At 68.8% G+C, this 16,298-nt stretch carries 14 protein-coding genes and 1 pseudogene; 6 read left to right on the forward strand and 9 right to left on the reverse strand.

The genetic code is table 11. From position 1 onward, the window contains the following. Positions 1–210: 210 nt before the first annotated feature. The 3 genes and pseudogenes from KZ829_RS43670 to KZ829_RS39190 form a co-directional block, all read right to left on the reverse strand. A pseudogene (locus tag KZ829_RS43670) lies at positions 211–549 on the reverse strand (PA14 domain-containing protein); the annotation flags it as partial. 316 nt (positions 550–865) lie between these two features. Continuing rightward, positions 866–1,501 carry a response regulator transcription factor gene (locus KZ829_RS39185; RefSeq protein ID WP_220148944.1) on the reverse strand — a complete coding sequence of 212 codons (636 nt, stop codon included), beginning with the start codon at positions 1,499–1,501 and terminating at the stop codon, positions 866–868. Next, a complete protein-coding gene (locus KZ829_RS39190; RefSeq protein WP_246637012.1) occupies positions 1,498–2,760 on the reverse strand; it encodes a sensor histidine kinase in 1,263 nt (420 codons plus the stop codon). The genes KZ829_RS39185 and KZ829_RS39190 overlap by 4 nt, the downstream gene beginning before the upstream one ends. Before the next feature lie 129 nt (positions 2,761–2,889). Here KZ829_RS39190 and KZ829_RS39195 point away from each other — a divergent pair, with 129 nt between their 5' ends. From KZ829_RS39195 to KZ829_RS44970, 3 genes are all read left to right on the forward strand, one after another. Then, the gene (locus KZ829_RS39195; RefSeq protein ID WP_220148946.1) at positions 2,890–3,618 is read left to right on the forward strand and encodes an ABC transporter ATP-binding protein; all 729 of its coding nucleotides are present in this window, start codon (positions 2,890–2,892) and stop codon (positions 3,616–3,618) included. Further along, complete coding sequence (locus KZ829_RS39200; RefSeq protein ID WP_220148900.1) at positions 3,618–6,002, forward strand: ABC transporter permease; 2,385 nt, start codon at positions 3,618–3,620, stop codon at positions 6,000–6,002. Before KZ829_RS39195 ends, KZ829_RS39200 begins: the two co-directional genes overlap by 1 nt. Positions 6,003–6,256: 254 nt before the next feature. Further along, positions 6,257–6,550: a transposase family protein gene (locus tag KZ829_RS44970; protein WP_372454015.1), complete on the forward strand. Its 294-nt coding sequence runs from the start codon at positions 6,257–6,259 to the stop codon at positions 6,548–6,550. A 236-nt stretch (positions 6,551–6,786) separates the two neighbouring features. On the opposite strand, the gene KZ829_RS39210 is transcribed toward KZ829_RS44970, so the two are convergent. Next, complete coding sequence (locus tag KZ829_RS39210) at positions 6,787–7,581, reverse strand: phosphotransferase (protein ID WP_220148902.1); 795 nt, start codon at positions 7,579–7,581, stop codon at positions 6,787–6,789. Between the two features lie 358 nt (positions 7,582–7,939). Here KZ829_RS39210 and KZ829_RS39215 point away from each other — a divergent pair, with 358 nt between their 5' ends. Beyond that, positions 7,940–8,788 (forward strand): alpha/beta hydrolase, encoded by an 849-nt coding sequence (locus KZ829_RS39215; protein ID WP_220148903.1) that lies wholly within the window; start codon positions 7,940–7,942, stop codon positions 8,786–8,788. A gap of 499 nt (positions 8,789–9,287) precedes the next feature. Here KZ829_RS39215 and KZ829_RS44740 read toward each other — a convergent pair whose 3' ends face one another. From KZ829_RS44740 to KZ829_RS39235, 4 genes are all read right to left on the reverse strand, one after another. Then, a complete protein-coding gene (locus KZ829_RS44740; protein WP_220148904.1) occupies positions 9,288–10,049 on the reverse strand; it encodes an IclR family transcriptional regulator in 762 nt (253 codons plus the stop codon). A 44-nt stretch (positions 10,050–10,093) separates the two neighbouring features. After that, entirely contained in the window at positions 10,094–10,801 is a 708-nt protein-coding gene (locus tag KZ829_RS39225) for an SDR family oxidoreductase (RefSeq protein WP_308285853.1), read from the reverse strand. A gap of 47 nt (positions 10,802–10,848) precedes the next feature. Further along, complete coding sequence (gene kduI / locus KZ829_RS39230) at positions 10,849–11,652, reverse strand: 5-dehydro-4-deoxy-D-glucuronate isomerase (protein WP_220148905.1); 804 nt, start codon at positions 11,650–11,652, stop codon at positions 10,849–10,851. A 93-nt stretch (positions 11,653–11,745) separates the two neighbouring features. Then, positions 11,746–13,245 (reverse strand): sodium:solute symporter family protein, encoded by a 1,500-nt coding sequence (locus tag KZ829_RS39235; RefSeq protein WP_220148906.1) that lies wholly within the window; start codon positions 13,243–13,245, stop codon positions 11,746–11,748. A gap of 64 nt (positions 13,246–13,309) precedes the next feature. On the opposite strand from KZ829_RS39235, the gene KZ829_RS39240 reads away from it, so the two are divergent. After that, on the forward strand, positions 13,310–13,759 hold the full coding sequence (locus tag KZ829_RS39240) for a tautomerase family protein (RefSeq protein WP_220148907.1): 450 nt from the start codon (positions 13,310–13,312) through the stop codon (positions 13,757–13,759). A 265-nt stretch (positions 13,760–14,024) separates the two neighbouring features. Continuing rightward, the gene (locus KZ829_RS39245; protein WP_220148908.1) at positions 14,025–15,143 is read left to right on the forward strand and encodes an alpha/beta hydrolase; all 1,119 of its coding nucleotides are present in this window, start codon (positions 14,025–14,027) and stop codon (positions 15,141–15,143) included. A 76-nt stretch (positions 15,144–15,219) separates the two neighbouring features. On the opposite strand, the gene KZ829_RS39250 is transcribed toward KZ829_RS39245, so the two are convergent. Beyond that, on the reverse strand, positions 15,220–16,296 hold the full coding sequence (locus KZ829_RS39250; protein ID WP_220148909.1) for a glycoside hydrolase family 6 protein: 1,077 nt from the start codon (positions 16,294–16,296) through the stop codon (positions 15,220–15,222). Positions 16,297–16,298: the final 2 nt, after the last annotated feature.

A 16,298-nucleotide genomic window follows, 5' to 3' on the forward strand; every position in this document is an offset into this window, starting at 1 on the left:
GACGCAGGTTGGTCGGGGTGTAGTCGGGGCGCACCGTTGGTCAGCGGCAGCCCGTCGCCCGGGCTGTCGCCGGCGCTCTCGCACTTCCTTGCGGCCGGGCGCCGTCACGCGGACCACGCCCGCGTCGGTGCTCAGGGCCGAGTTCGGCACCACCGTGAAGGAGCTGGCGCACGGGACACGCCATTCCAGGGTCAGTGCCTGCCCGCCACCGCGTTCGAAGTGGTCGATGCGCAGCGCGTGGATGCCGGCCGCCAGATTGACCGCGCCCTCCTTGGCCGTCGCTCCGTGCAGGCCGTCGTGGTTGATCACCAGTTGGTCGGCCACGCTCAGGCGGGAGCCGTCATCACTGGTCAGGCGGAACGTGTAGGTGCCGGCGGCCGGGACGGTGACGTTGCCGAGCACCTGCGCGACGAAGTTGTCCTCGATGCCGAAGTCGCCGCCGCTCCAGTTGATTGTCGGCATCAGCTTGTCGATGTTCGGGGTCTGGGCGGGCTTCAAGGTGCAGATCTTGTCCAGTGGGTTCTGTACATCGAAGACCCGCAAGGTCACGCCCGGTTCCTGCGGAGGTGGCGCGGCCTGGGCGGGTGCGGAGACGAAAGGCCAGTGATTGCTGCTATGCCGAGGATCGTGAGCCGTATGAGCATCCGTGCTCCTCAATGAGAGGCGATGTGGCGGACGTCACGGTAGGACTTCTTTCGTGTGGCATTCCCGATCCTCGGAGGGCAACTACCGAACGTTCATCGATACGCGTGATAGTTAGGTATCCATGTCGGATTCTGTCGATTGATACTTGACAACATCCATCGATGTGCCAGAGCCCTGCCAGAGCCGTGTCAGGGTTGGTGACCTGGTGGTGCGCGGCGGATCAGCTCCGCAGGTAGGCCAGCACGGCGAGTACCCGCCGATGGCCGTCGGTCGTGGTCGGTAAGTCGAGCTTGCTGAAGATGTTGCCGATGTGCTTGTTGACCGCCGCGTCCGTCACGTGCAGGCACTTGCCGATCGTGTCGTTGGAGCGGCCCTGTGCCATCAGCGCCAGGACCTCAAGTTCGCGGGCGGTCAGCCGCTGCCTCGGATCGGGCCGTCGGCTGATCAACTGGCGGACCACCTCGGGATCGATGATCGTCTGCCCGGCCGAGACCTGTTCCACCGCGGTATTGAACTCCACGACCGCGCCGACCCGGTCCTTCAGGAGGTAGCCGACGCCATCGCCGTCGTCGGAGTCCAGCAACTGCGCCGCGTACGACTGGTCAACGTACTGGCTGAGGACCAGTACGGGCAGGCCGGGGAAGGACCGGCGCAGCCGTACGGCCGCCCGGAGCCCATCGTTGGTGTTGCCCGGCGGCATCCGGACGTCGGTGATGATGATGTCCGGAAGTCGGGCGTGGACGGCCTCGGTGAGCGCGTCGGCGTCCGCCACCGCGTCGATGACGTCGTGCCCGAACCGGCCGAGGATGCTCACCAGGCCCTCGCGAAGGAGCGCGGAGTCTTCGGCCAGGGTCACCCGAAGGGGCATGGAATCTCCATCAGTACGAGAGTCGGACCGCCGGGTGGGCTGGACATCCGCATGCGCCCGTGCAACACCGCGAGCCGGTCCGCCAATCCGGTCAACCCAGTGCCGGCGGAGGCGTCCGCGCCGCCCACGCCGTTGTCCCTGACCTCCAGGACGAGGATGTCGGCGTGGTGCCGCCCGACCAGGTCGACCCGGGTAGCGTGGCTGTGTTTGGCCACGTTGGCCAGTGCCTCGGTGATGGCATAGTAGGCGGCCGTCTCGATCTGCGGTGGGAGCCGCCTGGCGAGTTGCAGGTCGACCGAGATCGGGACCGGAAATCGGCTGGCCGCCTCCTCGACCGCGGCTATCAGCCCGTTGTCGGTGAGTACTTGCGGGTTCAGCCCGCGGACCAGGTGGCGCAGATCGGCCAATGCCAGGGTGAGCTGTTCCTGCGCCGAATCGATATGCCCGTGGAGCGGGGACTCGTCAGGTATGTCGAGGGTCATGAGGCCCAGCGTCATGCTGAGCGAGACGAGCCGCTGCTGGGCGCCGTCATGCAGGTCGCGTTCAATGCGGGCCCGTTCGGCCTCGAACGCGTCGAGCAGCCGTGCCCGCGACTTGCTGATCTCTCTCAGGTCCGGGTCGAGTTCGGTGTCTCGGGGCGCGAGAATGATCCGGCACAGGGTTGCGCGGGCGCCCGCCCAGGCTGTCAGCGAATAGGGTGCGGCGAGCAGCAGCAGAACACCGAGCACGCCCCAGGGCCAGGTGACAGGGTCCCTGATCGGCGCTTCGATGAGTACCGCCGGCACCACGATGGCGAGGCCCAGCACCGCGAGGTCGACCCACCAGAGCGCGGTCAAGGAGACCACCATCAGGATCAGCTCACGCCAGGTCGCCGACTCCTTCAGGCGGGTACGCAACCATGCCCGGAGCCCTGGCTCCGTCGGCGGCCAATGCGGATTCTGGGTGCCGTCCAGATCCACGAGTCGCAGCCGCCAGCGTTCCAGGCGCGCGAAGGGCAGTCCCATCAGCACGGCGGCCAGTAGCAGCACGGCCCCGACGGCCACGACGGCGGTCACGACGCCGACGGCGACCGCTGTGGCAAACAACATCATGGTCAGGGCGCCGGTGAGCACACCCGAGATCAGGTAGAGCAGGGCTCGCCAGGGCCAGGCCGAGGTGAGGAATCCGATTGGTTCCAGCGCCATCGCCTGCCAGGCGGTTCGGCTTGGCATCGCGCCGAGGCTTCGCACGAAGCCACGGTAGGTCATCGATCGATCCCGGCGCGGTAGTGCGGGCTCTACCTTAAAGACTATTTTCCGGGTCAGTGCGCTCGCGAGCGCCACCACGGTCGAATCGAAGGCATGACTGCGACTCGAGATTCGTCCTTGAGGGCGGTGGTGGAACTCCGTGCCGTGCACAAGGTCTATCACCGGGGATCCCAGGCGGTGCAGGCGCTGGACGGCGTGTCCATCCGCTTCGTGAAGGGCACCTTCACCGCGATCATGGGCCCCTCCGGATCCGGCAAGTCCACCCTGTTGCACTGCGCCGCCGGCCTGGACGAGCCCAGTTCGGGGCAGATCTTCGTCGTCGGCGAGGAAATCAGCGGGATGGACGAGCACCGGAGAACGGCCTTGCGGCGGGATCGGGTGGGTTTCGTGTTCCAGGCTTTCAACCTGGTGGCGTCTTTGACCGCAGCGCAGAACGTGGAGCTGCCGCTGCGCTTCGCCGGCCGACGTCCCGACCCCGCCGAGGTGATCCGCGCACTGGCCGCGGTCGGGCTCGGCGAGCGCACAGCGCATCGGCCGAGCGAGCTCTCCGGCGGTCAGCAGCAGCGGGTCGCCTTGGCCCGTGCGCTGATCACCCGGCCCGACGTGCTGTTCGCCGACGAGCCGACCGGCGCACTCGATACCCAGACCTCGCGCGAGGTGCTGGCGCTGTTGCGCCTGTTGGTCGACCAGCAGGCGCAGACCATCCTCATGGTCACCCACGATCCGGTCGCCGCGTCGTACGCCGATGTGGTGATCTTTCTCAAGGACGGCCGGATCGCCGACCGCATGGAGCTCGACCAGGCCGACGGGTCGAAGCCCAGCCGGATCGCCGCCCAGATGGCCCGGCTGGAGGCATGATGCTCGCTGCCGCCAACATCCGTGAACACTGGCGCGCTTTTCTCGCCACCGTCCTCGCCGTCATCGTCGGAGTCGGCCTGATCGCCGTCACCCTCATCCTCTACGACTCGATCCAGCCAAGGCTGCAGCCGCGTGTGGCCAACGCCGCGGTGCTGGTGGTGTCGAACCAGGCGGTGAACCAGGTCGGCGGTATCGGAGACCGCGTGCCGTGGAGCGAGAGCGAAGCCGGTGACCTGGTCCAGCAGCTCGAGGGAATCGGCGGCGTCGAGGCTGCGATCATCGATCGCAACTTCTACGCCCAGGCCTTCGCCGACGACGAGCCGGTAACCGACGAAGCCGCGATGGAGGCCGGACACGGCTGGTCCAGCATCCGCCTGGCGCCGTACGAGCTCACCTCCGGCCGAGCGCCGGCCTCCGACAGCGAGGTGGTGGTCGGCACTGACCTGGGCGTGGCCACCGGATCCGCGATCCTGATCGGCCACACCGACGGCGTGCACACCTACACGGTGAGCGGCACGACGGACGGCCATGGCTTCTACTTCACCGACGCCGAGGCTGCCCGGCGAGACACTGGGGTGACTACCATCGGGCTGCTGGTGTCACGGAGTTCCTCCGCCCGGGCCGTCACCGAAGGGGCTGGCAGCATCGTAGGTGACGGCGGCTCTGCGCTGGCAGGTGACGCCCGTGGCGTCGTGGAGCCGGGATACATCACCCACAAGCGGTTCCTGGGCGCTCAGCTGATGGGCGCGATGGCGATCATGGTTCTGTTCACCACACTGTTCGTGGTTGCCGCCACCCTGGCCCTAGCCGCGACGCAGCGCCGCCGCGAGATCGGGCTGCTGCGCACGATTGGTGCCGACCCGCGCCAGATCCGCCGGATGGTGCTCGGCGAAGCGGTCATCATCGGCCTGCTCGGCTCGACGGGCGGCTGTCTGGCTGGCATCCTCGCCGCGCCCGCCATGCTCGCGTCGCTGAATCGGCTCGGCGTCACCCCGCCCGACTCCCGAATGACCATCTCGGCGTGGCCTTTGCTGGCCGCCACCGCGATCGGCGCCGGAGTCGCCGTGCTGGGCGCCTGCGTGACCAGCCGCTCGGCCGCCCGGGTGGCGCCGATCGAAGCACTGCTCGACGCCGCGACGGAGCAGCGCCCGATGAGCCGGGGCAGGTGGATCGCAGGACTGGCGATGCTTGGGCTCGGTGTCGTCCTGGCCTTCATGACCGCGGTCGGTGGCGCAGACCGCCGCCTCAACCTGGCGATCGCGACGTCGATGTGCCTGATCGCCGCCGTGGCTCTGCTGGCGCCGATCGTCATCGGTCCGATCGCACGCCTGGCGACGGCGCCGTTCGCCCGTTGGTCGTCCAGCGCGGGCTCGATGCTCACCCAGGCCGAGCTGCTCACCGCGACCCGGCGAGCCGCTTCCACCGCGGCTCCGGTCATCGTCGCGGTCGGCTTCGCCGTCCTGATCAGTGGCCTGGTCGACACCATGCGGATGGCCTACCCCGCCGAGGTCACCCGGCAACTGGCCGGGCAGGTGCTCATCGACCCCGGCAACGCGCCCGGGCTCAGCGACGCGGTGATCCGGGAGAACCCGGCCGGCCGGGCGCCGCTGCCGACCCGATTGTTCGTGACCCCGCCTGGTGGCGACATCACCGTGATCGACGGGGTCGGATCGCAGGATCCGCGCTGGTCGCGGCCAGGCGAGGCGACTCTGGACACGACCATGGCGAAGCTTCTGAAGGTTCAGGCCGGCTCGACGGTAACCGTCCGGTTCGCCGACGGCCTCAGCGCCCGGTTGCGGGTCGCCCAGGTGCTGCCGCCCGACGAGAAGCGGGGTTCACTCGTGCTGTCCCGGGATACGGTCCGCCGACACGACCCGACGGCTCTGACCGACAACCTCTTCATGGCCGCAGATCTGGCGCCGGATCACCTCAGCGCAGGAGCAAGGCTGCAGGACGCCGAGCAGTTCGCGTTGCAGGACTACAACACCGATGCCAAGCTGACCGAGAGCCTGGCCACGATGCTCACGGTGGTCTCGGTCGGCTTCAGCGGCCTAGCAGTGGCCAACAGCATGGCCATGGCGGGATACGGGCGGCGCACCGATTTCGTGGTGATGAAGTCGGTCGGAGGCACCCGACGGCAGTTGCTCGGCTTAGCGGTCGGCGAGACCTGGCTGCTGGTGATGATCGGCTCGATGCTAGGTCTCATCGCCACCCTGCCAGCACTGGCCGGCGTCGCCTCGGGCCTCAGCGCGGAGACCGGGACCCGGGTGACGATGCACCTCAACCGCGGCACCCTGACCTGGGCCATTCTCGGCAGCCTAGCCATTGCGACGGCCGCGAGCGCCCTTGTCACCTGGACCGTGGCGCGTCCACGCATCAGATGACCAAGGCCCTCCGCCGCAGCCAGCGGACGTACAGATCGGTGGTGTGGGTGCGGCGTGGCCGACGGCCGACGATTCCGGCCACGGGGTCGCGCCGTAACGCTGACGTTCTTCGTCCAAGAGCCGCACGAGGCGCAGCGCCGGTCTGATATGGATGATCATGTTCGCGGTGTGGTGATCTTGGACTCGGGGTTCTGCTGCCGCATCTCGCGGCGCTGCGGATCAATCAGGTACGTGCCGGAGGACGGTCGATCTGGCTGGACACCGACGTTCTAGCTGGTGAAGCGCAGTGTCCAGGCTGTGGAGGTTGGTCAGTACAGGTGCACAGCCGGTGCTGGCGGATCCTGGCGGACTCAGCGATCGGCGGTCAACAGACGCTGGTCAAGGTACGTGTTCGGCGGTTCTTCTGCGACGACACCGTCTGTTCCCGGCGGACCTTCGCCGAGCAGGTGCCCGGTGTCACCACGCCATACGCGCGGCGGACTCCACTGCTACGGGGCCTTCTGGAAAGATCGCCCTGGCCTTGGGCGGTCGGCCGGGCGCACGGATGACACGGCTTCTGGCTGCCGAAGTGTCACGCACGACCCTGTTACGGCTGGTCCGCGCCTTGCCGGTGCCTGAGGCAGGAGTCGTGACCGTGGTCGGTGTTGATGATTTGGCGTTCCGCAGCGGACCGGCCGGCCCGTCGACGAGGGACAAACCTCGATGGCAACCGACAATCGACGGGTGAAGCAGGACCTTCCGCCGTCTCGGAGGATTCGACGTGAAGTCGAGAGTCGAGCGGTGTTTATTCGAGCATGACCCGGCGGATCGTGGTGCGGTTCCGCGCGATCCACGAGGCGCTTCGCGCTCGCCAGGTGATGCCCCACAAGATCGGGTAGCCGTCGTCGGTGATCGCCGCGGTGCTGTCGATGGTCATGCCTTGGGCGACCGCCTCGTGGCGGGCGTTGTGGATCGCGACGTCGGCAAGTCGATCAACGAGTTCGTCTCGCGCGTTTCGGGGCAGGCCGTACCCGTCAACGATGGCTCGAGCGTGACGAGCCCTGGTGAGCGCATCGGGTAGGCCCTGCATCTCTGCGACGTCGTCGTCGACGAGCTGGGCGTTCAGCCACACCGTCTCGGCGAGTTCCCAGAGGCGATCCACCGGGCCGGCGAACTCCCAGTCGATGAAGGCGTCCGCCCGCCCGTGTTCGCCGACGATGTTCCACGGCCCAGGATCACAATGCCCGATCACCACGTCGTCACCGCCAAGCTGGCGCAGCCAGTTGACCTGCCACACGGCATCGGCGGGCGGCGTGAACGTCGCGGTGGCATCGTGCAGGCCACGCAGCAGCACCCCTACTCCACCTACGGCCTTGTCGGACCAGGCGTGCGGATGCGGAGACTCACCCGGAACAAAGCTGTACCCGTCGCCGACCACGCGCGGCGCGCCCGCGAAACCGACCTGCTCAAGATGCCTGAGCAAAGCGAACACCGCAGGAGTCCAAGGCCCGACCGTCTTGCGCACCACCCCATCGAGCAGAACCGCGTCCGCAACATGCGTGCCGGAGCCCCAAGTCCCGAGTTGCTCTGAAGATTCCACTCAGGTGCCCCTTCGTCGCTCATCGCCCCTAGACAGAGCGCAAGCATCACCATGATGCAGTCGGGTCACAAGCGATTTTGGCCGACCCTGACCGCGCCCGCTTGAGCCCGCCCGACCGGCATCGAAGCAGCGGCCTTGGGATGGTGTCGAAACTCATGGACACGAAATCCTCAGACGATTATGCGGTGCTGAGACTGACGTTCAACCGGTGTCCAAAGCAGTTCGGATCCCTTTGTCGAGCCCACTCCTCGGCGGCCGACTTCTGTGTTCGTGAGTTGCGGATCCGCCCTGGAGAGGGCCGGCTTGGCTGAGGGGAATCTTGTTGCCGGGTCGAGGATCGGCACATAGCGTGCCCGGGGTGACCGTTGAGGTGCCGTTCCGTCCGCTCGTCGTCGACCAGACGAACGTTTGCTACGCCCATGGGCCTGACTCGCGTCGGCGGGCCGGGGTGCCGGTGGGTCAGACGGTCGAGTTCAGCTGGGACGGCAGCGCCGTTTACCCGGGTACGTCGCGGAAGTTCTGGGTTCACGTGCCGGCTCAGTACGACCGGTCGCAGCCCGCGTCGCTGATCGTTTTCCTGGACGGACAGTGGTACCTCGATCCGCGGGGCGAGGTTCGCGGCGTGATCGTGTTGGACAATCTGATCCACAGCGGTGATATCCCGGTCACCATTGGTCTGTTCGTCGACCCCGGTGTCCTCGCGGACACGCAGGAGCCGAAGAACCGCAACGTCGAGTACGACGCCTTCGACGATCGCCTGGTCACCTTCCTGTTGACCGAGATAATCCCGCAGGTCGCGCAGCGCTACTCGATCACTGACGACCCCGACCGGTGGGGCATCTGCGGTGGCAGCAGCGGCGGGAACGGCGCCTTTACGGCTGCGTGGCAACGCCCGGACAAGTTCCGGCGGGTGATCTGCTGCTTGTCCAGCTTCGTACAGATGCCCACCGGAAACCCCTACCCGGAGTTGATCCCTACCGTCCCGCGCAAGCCGTTGCGCATCTTCATGCAGGCTGGCCACCGAGACCTGCACTGGAACGAGCCCGAACGAAACTGGCTCGCCAGCAACCTGCGCGTCGCAGCCGCGTTGGCCGAAGCCGGCTACGACTTCCGGCTCGTACTCGGCGACGGTGGCCACAGCCCCAACCATGCCGGTGTCTTTCTTCCGGACGCACTGCGCTGGCTGTTTGCCGCGCCCGAGAGGTGAGGAAGGACGCCCGTATTCACCTTCATGGTGCGCTGCGCGCTGCGGTCGCCGCCGTCAGCCGAGGTGGCATCAGCATCGCGGTGATCGACATCCGATCCGGCGCTCACCTGCATTTTGTTCGCCAGGTCGGATCCCACCTCCGCAGGATCGTCGCGTCACACCGTCGACCAACGATCAATCAGAGATGATCGATCACACTTCCGGTGCCAGAACCCCAAAGCCGCGGAGAAGAACCAGCGGAGCCGGCGGATGTCACCGCAGGTGCGGTAGGAGCCGCCTCGGGAGGCCTCCCGGACGCCGGTCACCACGTGGCGGGTGCCGCTCTCACGGATGCCTTGGGGAACTGAACCTGCCAGTCGGGGCGGTAACCGGCGGACACCACCCGAATGCGGAGGCGTTCGGACTCCTCGACGCATTCGACGACGACGCCGTCGGCCCGGTCGTGGACGATCTCGACGGTGGTGAAGGGAGCCGCCGGCCGCCCGCGTCGTCATGGCGGTCAGCGAGCGGTCGGTGCGACGGCTCCGAGCGCGGCGGAGACGTCCCGGGCCGCGGCGATGACCTCCGGTGCCCGCGCCTCCAGACCGGCCATGCCCATGTCCATGGCGAGGGTGGAGACGGAGATGCCACCGAGCACCTGCCCGGTGTGGTCGAAGACGGCCGCTCCCACGCAGCGGATGCCCGGCTCATTCTCCTCGTCGTCGACCGCGTAGCCGACGGCCCGGACCCGGGCCAGGTGGGTCAGCAGGTCTTCCTCACTGGTGAGGGTGCGGGGCGTGCGCGGGGCGAGGCCGGTGCGCCGGCAGATCGCCAGCACCTCCTCGTCGCTGAGTTCGGCCAGAATCGCCTTGCCGATGGCCGTGGTGTGCAGCGCGACGCCCATGCCGATGCGGGACGGCATCTGGTACGGCCGGCGTCCCTCCTGCTTGTCGACGTACACCGCCTCGTCGACGCTGCGGATCGCGAAGTGGGTGGTGAAGCCGGTGGTCTCGCGCAGGGCCAGCAGCGCGCCGGACGCCTGCCGGGCCGGGTCGAAACGGTGCATCACCCGGCCCGCCAGGGTGAGGATCCGCGGGCCGGGCTCGTAGGTGCCGAGCCCGTCGGGGCGGGCGAAACCCCACGTGACGAGCGCCTGGAGAATCCGGTGCACGGTCGACTTGGAGACGCCCGTCGCGACGGCGATGTCGGTCACGCGGTGGTGCTCGGCGAGTGCCTCGAGCACCGCCAGCGTCTTGTCGATGGAACTGCCTTCCCTGGCCACCGATTCAGCCTACTGGCAGCGGTTGGGCGGATCCGGCGAGGCGGTTACCGGGCAAGCCATCCGCCGTCGACGGCGAGCACATGACCATTGACGTAGTCGGCCGCGGCGGAGGCGAGGAAGACGACGGCGCCGGCCACGTCGTCCGGCCGGCCCCACCGCCCGGCCGGGATCCGCGATCGGATCTCCGGCTCGCGGACCGGGTCGGCGCGCAGTGCCGCGGTGTTGTCGGTCGAGATGTAGCCGGGAGCGATGGCATTGACCTGCATCCCTTCCGCGGCCCACTCGCAGGCCAGCGCCTTGGTCAGTCCGGCTACGCCGTGCTTGGCGGCGGTGTGGCCGGGAACCTGCACACCGCCCTGGAACGACAACATCGACGCGACCGAGATGATCTTCCCGCGGCGGCGGGCCAGCATGCGTACGCCGATCGCGCGGCTCAGCTGGAACACCGCGTCCAGGTTGACGTCCAGGACCGCGCGCCAGTCGTCGAGGGAGTGCTCGGCGGCCGGTACGCGCCGGATGATGCCCGCGTTGTTGACCAGGATGTCCACCTGGGGAAGGCCGGCCGCCGCCGCCGGGATGGCAGCGGTGTCGGACAGGTCGAACACCCGGCGCGTGGCGTCGCCGCCGGCCTCGCGGACGTCCTTCTCCACGCCGAAGAGGCCATCGGTGTGGCCGTGCAGCACCAGGTCGGCGCCGGCCCGGGCGAGCGCCACCGCCGTGGCCCGGCCGATTCCGCCGCGCGAGCCGGTCACCAGCACGGTACTGCCGTGGAGCGAGAACATCGACGGGGCCGGACCGGTCACCGCAGGTCGCCGATCGCGACCGGCTCCACATCGTCGTAGGCCTGGTTCTCGCCACCCATGGCCCAGACGAACGCGTAGCTGCGCGTGCCGAAACCGCAGTGCACCGACCAGTAGGGCGAGATCACCGCCTGCTCCGGCGCGACGATGAGGTTGCGGGTCGCGTCGGGCGGGCCCATCAGGTGCACCACCCGGTCGGACTCGGGCAGGTCGAAGTAGAAGTAGACCTCGGTACGGCGTTCGTGGGTGTGACACGGCATGGTGTTCCACATGCTGCCCGGTTCGAGCACCGTGACGCCGAGCACGAGCTGGCAGCTCTGGATGCCCTTGAGGTGGATGAACTTGTAGATGGTGCGCTCGTTGGAGCCGTCCCGGGAGCCGAGGCGTACCGCTTCCGCGTCGTCGAGCGTGGCCTTGACGGTTGGGTGGCTGGTGTGCGCCGGCGTGGACACGAGGTAGAACCGGCCGTCGAAGCTCACCTGCCGGGCGCCGCGCCCGACGTAGAGGACCTCCCTGGCGCCCAGTTCGTGCCGCACACCGTCGACGGTCACCGCGCCAGGTCCTCCGACGTTGACCACACCCAGTTCACGGCGCTCCAGAAAGTACGCCGAGCGCAACTCGCCGGGGCAGGGCAGCTCGGCGGGACCGGCCACGCCGCCCACCACGATGCGGTCCTCGTGGGAGTAGGTCAACCGCACCTCTTCTCCGGGCCGGAAGAGGTTTTCCACCAGGAACCGTTTCCGTAGCCGCTCGGTGTCCATACCGGCCAGCTGGTCGGGGGCCGTGGCGGGTCGTGACTCCATCAACGTTCCCTCGTATCCCGTTGCATAGGACAGATTGTCACTACATGGAATAGCCTGTCGGGGCGAGGCCCGTGGGCCGCGGGCCCGACAGGTTCAGGCCGCGGAGACCGGCTTGGCCTCCGGAGCCGGATCGGTGTCCAGCGAATCGATGAGCTCGTCGCGCGGCGCCGTGCGCTCCGGCTTGAGCAGGCCGATCGCCACGTAGAGCACCAGCGACGTGATCAGCGGGACCCCGACCACCATGGTCTGGCTGGTCTCCTCCAGCACCCACTTGATCACTGCCCAGACGCCGAGACCGGCGGCCCAGGACACCAGTGCCGCGGTCGGCCCGCTACGCCGGAACCAGGGCAGCAGCCCGAGCATGAGCGGGATCGAGATCGGGCCCATGGTCGCCGCGACCAGGTCGATGACGATCTTCAGGACCACGCCCTGACCCTCGGTGCTGATCGCGATCACCATGCTGATCGCCACGAACGAGAACGTGGTGACCCGGGCGAACGTCAGCGCGGCCTTCTCGCTGAGGTCGCGAACCCCGCGCACCAGCCTTGGAGCGATGTCACGGGTCACCACCGACGAGATCACGTTGGCGTCCGAGGACACCATCGCCATCGTGTGCGAGAAGAAGCCCGCCAGCACGAGACCGATCACGCCCGGGGGCAGCAGGGTCTTCGCCAGTTCGACGTACGCCTGTTCGGGGTTGGAGAGGCCGGGCACGATCAGCGGCGCGGCGAACATCGGCATGAACAGGATCAGCGGCCAGACCAGCCACAGGCCGCTGGACAGCAGTGCGGAGCGCTTGGCCGCCGAGCCGGACGGGGCGGCCATGTACCGCTGCGCCAGGTTCCACATGCCGCCGTTGTACTCGAAGGTCTTGATCAACAGCAGCGCCAGGAAGAACGTCAGGGTGTACGGCCCACTGAACGGATCGCCGTGCCCCTTCGGCAGGTCGTCCCACATCGTCCACAGCGTGGAGACGCCACCGAGATGGGCCATGAAGGCGAAGAACATGGCGATTCCGGCGACGCCCTGGATGACGAACTGGCCGAAGTCGGTGAGCACGTCGGCCCAGAGCCCGCCGAGGGTGATGTAGACGAGCGTGACCGCTCCGGTGATCAGAATGCCCCACAGGATCGGCACGCCGGCGAAACCCCGCAACAGTACGGAGATGGCCACCCACTTGGCGGCGATGTCCACCACCTTGAGCAGCGCGCCGCTGTAGGCCAGCGCCTGCTGGGTGGGGACGTTGTAGCGGCGGGCCAGGTACTCCAGCGGGGACGCCACGCCGTGCTTGGAGCGCAGCCGGTTCCAGCGGGCGGCGAAGATGAAGGCGCCGACGCCGACGCCGAGGCCGATGGTGAGGGCCCACCAGACGTACATGGCGAGCCCGTAGTTGTAGGCGACGGCCGCGAAGGCGACGAACATGATGGCGCTGTATCCGGACATGTGATGCGAGATCCCGGAGAGCCACCAGGGGATCATGCCCCTCGCGGTGAAGAAGTCGGCGACGTTGTGAACGCGGCTCTTGGCCCACAGGCCGATGCCGACCATGACCAGGAAATACCCGCCGAGTACTGACCAGTCGAGCGTGGTCACGTGCTCCCCCTCCAGTGTGTGGCGCGGGTTACAGGGACGGTTCGTTCCGTGGATGTTCTGCTACATGGAACAGCCTGTCAATACATGGAACACAAAGATGCAGATCAATGTGATTGCCTTGACAGTGTTCCGTGTGACAGAACAATGTTTCTGTCTATGGGATGCAGGGGGGTCAATACCCAACATCACCGTTGAACTGCTGTCCGGCCGCACGCTGGATCAGCGACGGCACTTCGCCGAGGCCGTCACCGCCGCCGCGGTCGACATCCTCAAAGCACGCCGAGCCGCGGTGCGCATCCGCTTCGACGAGATCGAGCGGGAGGACGTCGCCAACGGCGGAACCCTTGGAGTCCGACCGCACCTGACCGCCGTGGCTGCCGCGCCCTCGTGCCGGAGCCGCTCGGACAGCCCGGATGCCCCGCCATCGTCTCCAGGCGACGGCTACACCACTTACCGCAAGGTCACCAGGGAGCTCGAGCTGGCTTGCAGTTTGGCGCTGTTGCTGGCCTGGTGATCCGGCACGACGGGTGGCGAGTGAGCGTGAAGGTCGTCCCGTCGCCGGACGACGAACCGGCCACCACTCGGATCGCCCCCTACCCAACCGGGGCCTGCAACCCGAACACCTCGACGCGATCGATGCCTTCGTCTCGGACACGACCGTGCCGGCCACGGCTCTCCTCTCCGGCGATGCCATCGGCGCGCGACCATCCCGACTACGAGCCGATCATGCCGAGATAGGGGTGGATAGGCTGAGACGGCCGTCCACCTAGGAGTGAAAGATGCCGTTCGGGTTCGTGTTTCCGGTCGTCCTGCTCACGGTGGCCACCCTGGCCGTCCTCGTCCTGCCACGCCGGTCGCGGGTGCTCGGCGGGGTCGACATGTGGGCCGGCCTGGTCCTCAGCGAGCTGTCCCAGCTGGCGTTCTACCTGCTGGCGCTGACCACCGTGCTGACCGTCGCGGGCGGCGACATCACCTCGCCGGCCGGCTGGATCATGGTGGCCGTCGCGGTGCTCTGCCTGGTCGGCCTCGCTCTGATCTTCGCCCGTGGCCTGCGCGCCCGCGCGGTGGTCCGGGACTTCCTGCGCACCGCCGGGCTGGCCGCCCCGGAGCGCCGCTGGCCCTGGGCGCGGATCATGCTGACCCCGTTCCTGCGCCGCCGTGGCGACGTCGAGCACCTGCGCGGCCTGGACTACGGTCCGGGTGGCCGCCGCCAACAGCTCGACCTGTACCGGCACCGGTCCGCTCCGGCCGGCGCGCCGATCCTGATCCACTTCCACGGTGGCCACTTCGCGACCGGGCACAAGGACAGTCAGTCGCTGCCGCTGCTCTACCAGTTGGCCGCCGAGGGCTGGGTGTGCATCAGCGCGAACTACCGGCTCAAGCCGGAGTTCGGCTTCCACGATCACCTGAGCGACGCCAAACGGGTGATCGCCTGGGCCCGCGAGCACGGCCCGGAGCACGGCGGCGACCCGGCAACCGTGGTCGTCGCGGGCAGCTCGGCGGGCGCGCACCTGGCCGCGTTGTGCGCGCTGACCCCCGGCGACCCGCGCTTCCAGCCGGGCTTCGAGGCGGCCGACACCGGTGTGGCCGCCGCCGTCAGCCTGGGCGGTTATCTCGGTGAGCTGGACCGGGACCTGGACGTGCCGACCTCACCGGAGGGTTACCTGCGCCCGGACGCGCCGCCGTTCCTGATCGTGCACGGCGGCAACGACCTGACGATCCCGGCCGCGGCCGCCCGGGGGTTCGCGGAGCGTCTGGCGGCGGTCTCGACCAGCCCGGTGCACTTCCTCGAGCTGCCGTACGGCCAGCACACCTTCGACCTGTTCCACTCGCCGCGCTTCGAGGCGGTGATCGACGCCGTCGCCGCGTTCGGTGCCGCGACCAAGACCCCGGGTTGATCGGATTCGGTCGACCGGCCGGCAGTGGGGTCCCGCAACGGTCGTCTGGTGTGTCCAACCGTCAGATGCGCTCCAGTCAGCCCGGGTGACCGGCCAGTTCCAGCGCGTACCGCGGGAACCAACGGCCGGCCGGCGGTGAGCCGGCGGTGCAGGCGCCGTCGGACTCGCCCGGCCGCTTGATCCACAGGTACGCGTCGACGAGCGGATGCCCGGTCTCGACCGTCGGCGGCGTACCGAGGGCCCGGCCCGGCGGGTTGCACCAGTGCCCGTCGCCGGTGCCCATCTGCGCCGGCCCGTTGCCGTTGCGGCTGGTGTCGACGACGAAGTGCGCGCCGCCGAGCAGCCCCGACAGCGCCGTCCCGTACGCGATGTTGTCCGGCGTGCTCTCGAAGTTGGCGACGTTGAGCGCGAAGCCGTGCGCCCGGTCGATGCCCGCGGCCCGCAGGGCCGGCGCCATCCGGCCCGCCTCGACCCAGGTCGGGTTGCCAGCGTCGAGGTAGACCCGCACGCCCGGCACGGCACGGAACGCGTCGACGGCGACGCCGAGTAGCCGGTAGCGCTCGGCCGCCGCGGCCGCGGGAAGGCAGCCGTCGACGGCCTGCGCGACGGCGTCCGGCTCGAGCACGACGATCGCCCGATGGCCGGCGAGCGCCGCCGCGAGGGCGCCGACCCACCGCCGGTACGCGGCGGCGTCACGCGCGCCGCCGGCGGAGTGACCCGAGCAGTCGCGCTGGGGAAGGTAGTACACGGACAGCACCGGCACCTGGCCGGCCGCGCCGGCCTCGCGGACCAGGCGGCGGGCGCGGTCGGCGTACCCGGATGCCTCGTCGGCGAACCAGGTGGCCGTCGGCTGCTCGGCGATCCGGCGGATCGCCGCGGCCTCGCCGGTGCGTCCGGCGGCCTCGAGGCCGCGCAGGTGATCTACGGCCAGCCCGGTGCGCTCGACGAACAGCGGCCAGCCGGCCAGCCGACCGGTCGGGGCGGCATCGGAACCCCTCGCATCCGGTGTCGCCCCGCCGGTCCCCGCCCGGTCCGTCGCGTCCCCCTTCGCGACGAACCAGGCGGCTGCGCCGAGCAGCAGCACGGCGCAGAGTGCGGCCGCCACCAGGAGTGGGCGGCGGCCGCGTGGCCGCACCAGGGCATGACGCGCCATCG

Source organism: Actinoplanes hulinensis, assembly GCF_019429605.1.
GTDB lineage: Bacteria > Actinomycetota > Actinomycetes > Mycobacteriales > Micromonosporaceae > Actinoplanes > Actinoplanes campanulatus.

Excerpts from the sequence above, each read along its gene's own strand:
- KZ829_RS39190 (WP_246637012.1), bottom strand. The coding sequence starts at position 2,760 with ATGACCTACCGTGGCTTCGTGCGAAGCCTCGGCGCGATGCCAAGCCGA.
- KZ829_RS39200 (WP_220148900.1), top strand. The coding sequence starts at position 3,618 with ATGCTCGCTGCCGCCAACATCCGTGAACACTGGCGCGCTTTTCTCGCC.
- kduI (WP_220148905.1), bottom strand. The coding sequence starts at position 11,652 with ATGGAGTCACGACCCGCCACGGCCCCCGACCAGCTGGCCGGTATGGAC.
- KZ829_RS39240 (WP_220148907.1), top strand. The coding sequence starts at position 13,310 with ATGGAACAGCCTGTCAATACATGGAACACAAAGATGCAGATCAATGTG.
- KZ829_RS39245 (WP_220148908.1), top strand. The coding sequence starts at position 14,025 with ATGCCGTTCGGGTTCGTGTTTCCGGTCGTCCTGCTCACGGTGGCCACC.
- KZ829_RS39250 (WP_220148909.1), bottom strand. The coding sequence starts at position 16,296 with ATGGCGCGTCATGCCCTGGTGCGGCCACGCGGCCGCCGCCCACTCCTG.